This is a genomic window from Desulfobacter sp. (assembly GCF_050177295.1).
Window position 1 is genome coordinate 1 of record NZ_JBFXHE010000299.1, and the last position, 5486, is coordinate 5486.

5 protein-coding genes are annotated in these 5486 nt (G+C 49.3%); all 5 read left to right on the top strand.

The window, feature by feature from the left end:
* Window positions 1–199 (top strand): hypothetical protein (locus tag AB7U36_RS17325; RefSeq protein ID WP_428160936.1); only part of this gene is annotated, 199 nt, incomplete at its 5' end.
* Window positions 192–1340 carry a DUF362 domain-containing protein gene (locus tag AB7U36_RS17330; protein ID WP_428160937.1) on the top strand — a complete coding sequence of 383 codons (1149 nt, stop codon included), beginning with the start codon at window positions 192–194 and terminating at the stop codon, window positions 1338–1340. The genes AB7U36_RS17325 and AB7U36_RS17330, both read left to right, overlap by 8 nt.
* Window positions 1341–1812: 472 nt before the next feature.
* The gene (locus AB7U36_RS17335; RefSeq protein WP_428160938.1) at window positions 1813–2754 is read left to right on the top strand and encodes a helix-turn-helix domain-containing protein; all 942 of its coding nucleotides are present in this window, start codon (window positions 1813–1815) and stop codon (window positions 2752–2754) included.
* A gap of 187 nt (window positions 2755–2941) precedes the next feature.
* A complete protein-coding gene (locus AB7U36_RS17340; protein WP_428160939.1) occupies window positions 2942–5008 on the top strand; it encodes a TonB-dependent receptor in 2067 nt (688 codons plus the stop codon).
* A gap of 43 nt (window positions 5009–5051) precedes the next feature.
* Window positions 5052–5411, top strand: coding sequence for a hypothetical protein (locus AB7U36_RS17345; RefSeq protein WP_428160940.1), 360 nt, complete (start codon window positions 5052–5054; stop codon window positions 5409–5411).
* The last annotated feature ends 75 nt before the right edge of the window (window positions 5412–5486 follow it).

The following is a 5486-nucleotide window of genomic DNA, read 5'->3' on the forward strand; positions in this document are numbered from 1 at the left end:
GTTAACCACCTGCGGGGGCTTGGCTCCGATTATCATGGAAACTTCGCGCCAGGCAAAATTTCTTATTCCCATGGCCATCTCCCTTGGGTTCGGTATTTTTTTTGCCACGCTGATTACCCTGGGGCTTGTGCCTTGTCTTTACCTGATACTGGAGGACATCAAAGGGCTCTTTAAACATGGGGGTAGACGTCATGACTAAAGTGGCGCTTTGTGCATGTCCGGATTATGATGCGGCAAATGTGGCGTCCGCAGTGGACCGGGCCGTGACATTGTGCGGTGGCATGGAACAGTTTGTCCGTCCGGGACAGCGTGTGCTGCTCAAACCCAATATGCTCAGTGCCGCGCCGTTGGAACAGCGGGTGACCACGGACCCTGCCGTGGTGCGTGCGGTGGGAAAACTGGTGTTAAAGGCCGGGGGGCGGATCATCATCGGAGACAGTCCGGCCATTGACAGGGTGTCCCGTATCTCCCGGGTTAACGGGATGAAGGCGGTGGCTGCCGAGCTTGGGGCGGATCTGATTGAATTTTGCCGGCCAATCCTGGCCAGAACGCCCCAAGGCTCAATATACCATGCCCTGGAACTGGAAGATACCGCACTGACCGCCGATGTGGTCATCAATCTGCCCAAGCTGAAGACCCATTGCATGATGCTTTTAACCATGGGGGTTAAAAATCTTTTCGGCACAGTGGTGGGTCCGCGTAAAAGCCAGTGGCATATGCACGCAGGCACCAACCGGATCCTGTTTGCCGACCTTTTGCTGGATATCTGCCGTACGGTCAAACCGGCCCTGACCATTCTTGACGCTGTCTGGGGTATGCAAGGCCGCGGGCCCAATAACGGCACACCCTGCCATCTTGGCTTTCTGGCCGCGTCCTGTGATCCTTTGGCCATGGATCTGGCCCTGGCGCCCCTGCTGGGTGCGCATCCGGCAAGTTTCCCTTTATATAGTGCGGCAGTCCGCAGGGGCCTTGCCAAATCCCATGGTTCTGATACGCAGATGGTTGGCGACGACCCCAACGGGCTGATCCCAAAAGATTTCCAATTGCCGGTGCTGGAATCGGCCATGCAGGTGCCGGTTTTCCTTTCCGGACTGATACGCAGACACCTGACATCCCGGCCCGTCCAGGACCCTGTCCTGTGCCAGGGCTGCGGCAAATGCGCGGCGGTCTGTCCGCCGGGAAGCCTCAGGCTGCTGGAAACACGCCGGGCCGTCATTGATCATCTGACCTGTATCCGCTGTTATTGCTGCCAGGAGGTCTGCCCGGCCAACGCCATCCATTTTAAAACAGGCGCGCTGGTGGGAATTGTTGACCGGTTGCGCGCCATAATGCCGTATTGATCATCTTTTCATCATTTTCCGATAACACCAGGAGAATCCCTTTTGCGCTGCCGGGTTTTCTTGCCTTAAAAACAGATTCAGATTCTTCCTGTAATAAAACCAAAAAACGAGCGGTTTTTTCATAGGCGTATTGGAACGTACCCGGAGAATTGCCCCTTCCATGCCCTGGCGCTGTCCAAAACAGACGGGCTTTTATTCCCGGACTTTGACGCGGGCCCCTGAAGCTTTGAAGCGGTTCTAAAGAGACCGCATTAAATTTCCACGACCTTAGTATTTAGTATTCAATTTATGGCTAAAACAGTTGACAATTTATAAATATAAGTTAGATATTAAAAACTATATTTGAGATTGCTAATGGGGCTCACCGTAAAACGAAATAAGTTGAAAAGTGGTTGATTCCGGAAGAATATGGGTTTGAATGGTTGGGTCATGTAATCGATTTGTTCGAACTTGGTTCCAAGGGTCTATTGAAATGGAAACGATATATAACCTGGCCCAAGCCATGGCAAGTGCATCAGAAAATACCCGGTTCTCATTTTCCCCGTCCATGGGGAAGGGATACATACAAAACGTCGGTCTCAAATCCGGGATACAACTGACCACAGCAGACTACACCCTCAAGCGTCCCATAACCGTAGAGTTGGCCTCCCCCTTTAATCCCATTGGATTTAGTTTCTGGTTGTCCGGCTATCGTCGCAGGTATCCGGCGGGTCAAAAAAGAGGCAGGGACTTCGAGTCGGGGCGAGCCCGTTTTATTTGCGCAGACCCGGACGGACTTACCATAAACATGGATACGGAACGGGTGGTGCGTGTCGGTATTTTTATGGATTTTACACAGTTTTATACCTGTGCCCGGGAGGAAACCGACGGGCTGCCGTTTAGGCTGAACAAGCCGCCCCAAAAGGCATTCAGCCATGTAGATCAAATCACGCCGGCCATGCGTGCCGCCATTTTCCAGATATTTAACTGCCCTTACCAGGAAGGGTGGGCTAAACGTTTTTTTCTTGAAAGCAAAGCCCTGGAACTTATGGCCCATAAAATCGGCCAAATTGAAGCGGCCCAGCTCGGGACACATGATGTCAATTCTTTGCCGTCCCAGGATGAGGAACGGATACGGGAAGCGGCCCGTCTGCTGGCCTGTGATCTGGAAACACCCCCTGACCTGAATCAACTGGCCCGTTCAGTGGGAATGTGCCGCAGCAAGCTGTTCCGCTGCTTCCGGGTGTTTTACGGTATGACTCCCTTTGAATACCTGCGCAACCGCCGCCTTGAAACGGCCATGGATTTTTTGATGGACGGCCAGATGAATGTCGCCCAAGCGGCCTATGCCGTGGGCTTTTCCTGTCCCAGCTATTTTACCAAAGCATTTAAAAAGTATTTTGGCCACCTGCCCAGTAAAGATTCCATCAAATAAGGCCTGGGCAACTGTGGCTTTTATCACTAAAAGAATACTGCCATCCTGACAAAAAAGACCCAGTTACCAGACCCTCTCCTGAAAAATGTATTATAAGCCAATCTCCATACAGGGCCGTCTGCCGGCGCATTCGTGATAATGCCCGTCAGATGAAAAAACGATAATACATACCAAAAAGGGAGGAGAAGTGAACTTGTTTTTCAAACCAAAGATATTTCTGGGAACGGCAATCCTTCTGTTTTCAGTCAGTCTGCCGGCCTTTTCCGGACAAACGCTTAAAGATCAGTCTGAAACCCCGGAAACGCTGGAGACCATAACCGTCACTGCCCAAAAGCAGGAGGAAAATATCCAGGACGTACCCATGGCGGTCACCGCATTCACGGCCCAGGGAATTGAGGACGCAAAAATCGAATCCATTTCTGATCTTGCCGGTTTTGTTCCCAGTTTAGCGGTATTTTACCAAGGAGGGAGTGGCATGAATGCACCTTCCATGAGAGGTATTAGCGCCCCCTGGCAAACCATGGATCTTTCCACCGGACTTTTTATAGACGGTGTTCCGGTCCAGTCGGTGCTTGGATTTGACTCTACATTTCTTGATATTGAACGGGTAGAGGTACTCCGGGGCCCCCAGGGCACCTTGTACGGGAAAAACACGGAAGCAGGGGCAATCAATATCATTACCCGGCAACCGGACAACGACTTTAGGGGGAGCCTGTCTGTCAATATCGGTACATTGCTCTCTTCCGAGACCGATGATGACCCTTTAACCCAAACCTACACCGTCAAGCTTAGCAGTCCCATTCAAAAAGACAAACTTTTTTTGGGTATTGCCGCAAAGTTCCACCAGAAAGACGGTTTCATCGAAAACACGGCAACAGGAGAAGATGAGGCTGATAGAGAACACTGGTTTGGCAGGGCACATCTGCGCTGGACACCCACGGATCAACTGGACATCTCTTTTGTTGCATCACAAACTCAATATAACGATGGCGCGTATCAGATGAACCTGTCGGAGTATGAGGCGTCGCAGTACGGATTGCCTGCGCCCGAATATCGAAAGGTCTCTTCCAATTTTAATGCGGAAAACGATAGCTCACAAGAAACTCAATCCCTCAAAATTGATTATGAGATCAACGATGTGTTTCAATTGACGTCTGTTACGTCCAGAAGGGTTTATGAACACTCGCCCACCAATGATTGGGATTTCAATAGCGTAACCTTCTCACATTCGGATAAGGTAACCGAAAGCGAGACAGTGTCCCAGGAACTGCGCCTGAACTATGACAATGGCGGCATGAAGTGGATTGCAGGCGTCTATGGTGATAAGGATGAGGGGGAAGACAGGGCTACTACTCTGACCAGGGTTCGACACAGCGAAGACGAAGGAAACACCTATGCTGTTTTTACCAATATGACCTATCCCCTGTCCCAACGGTTCAGTCTCACCGGCGGTTTACGGTATGAAACAACGGAAAAGGAATATCAAAACCATATTAGCGCAGAGCATCTCGATGATTCATGGGATGCCATAACGCCCAAGCTTGCCCTGGAATACCGGATTTTGCCTGGAATCATGACTTACATAAGCGCATCCAAAGGCTACCGGGCCGGCGGATTTAATTCTTCAGCCACAGATCCGGAATATACCACCTATGATGAAGAAGAACTCTGGTCTTATGAAATAGGAGCAAAAAATATCTTTTTTAATAACAGATTGATTGTCAACGCCAGTATTTACCTGATGGATATTTCCGATATGCAGGTTTCGCAGAAGGTTACACCAACGGCGTCTTATTTAACCAACGCGGCCGAAGCAACCGCTAAAGGGGTGGAACTGGAGTTGACGGGCAAAATAACCTCCGGTCTGACCATAATGGCCGGCATCGGCTACACCCACCTTGAGTTTGACGAGTTTAAGGATGAGGACGGAGATTACGAGGGAAATAAAACTCCCTATAGTCCGGAGTATACATTTAATATCGGCGCCCAATACCGTTGGGAAAACGGCTTGTATGCCAGGGCGGATTTGATTGGTTATGGTGAAATGTATTTTGATAAATCCAATGAATATAAACGGGATGCCTATCAAATTGTTAATGCTAAAATCGGATATGAAACGGAACATTTTGATGTTTACCTCTACGGCAAAAATATTTTTGACGAAAAATACGATTCTTATGGCTGCTATAACGGGTTTAACACCATCTATAGTGATCCCGGAGAGGTGGGTATCCAGGTGACTTACCGCTTCTAAAATATTTTAAAAACTTAACTGCCAAAATACAAAGAGGAAAAATATGAAAAAAATAATTATTCTGTTGGCACTTATTTTCTCAGTTTCCTTGGCCCACGCCCATAGTTTCTGGGTGAACACCTTTGAATCATTTGCCCATCAGCCGGGCCATGTCACCGTGGGCCTGGGCTGGGGACATTCCCTGCCTATTGATGACCTTCTCAACTCCCCCAATGGTAAAGTCCTGGTTGAATCCTTTACCATCACCGATCCCGCAGGGAAAACCATCCCGCTGAAAATCCCTTCTGCCGAAACTGCCACCGCGGATACGCAGACCCCCAATTTCGATGTGTTCGGTGCAGATATCGGCCTTCAGAAAATTGCCCTGAAAAAAGAGAGCATGCCGAGTGTCTATAAAAAATAAGCCATTTCCAAACCCGCCTTATACACCAAGAACATCGACACAAAATATAAAAACAGGCTGAAAATTAAAACCAAA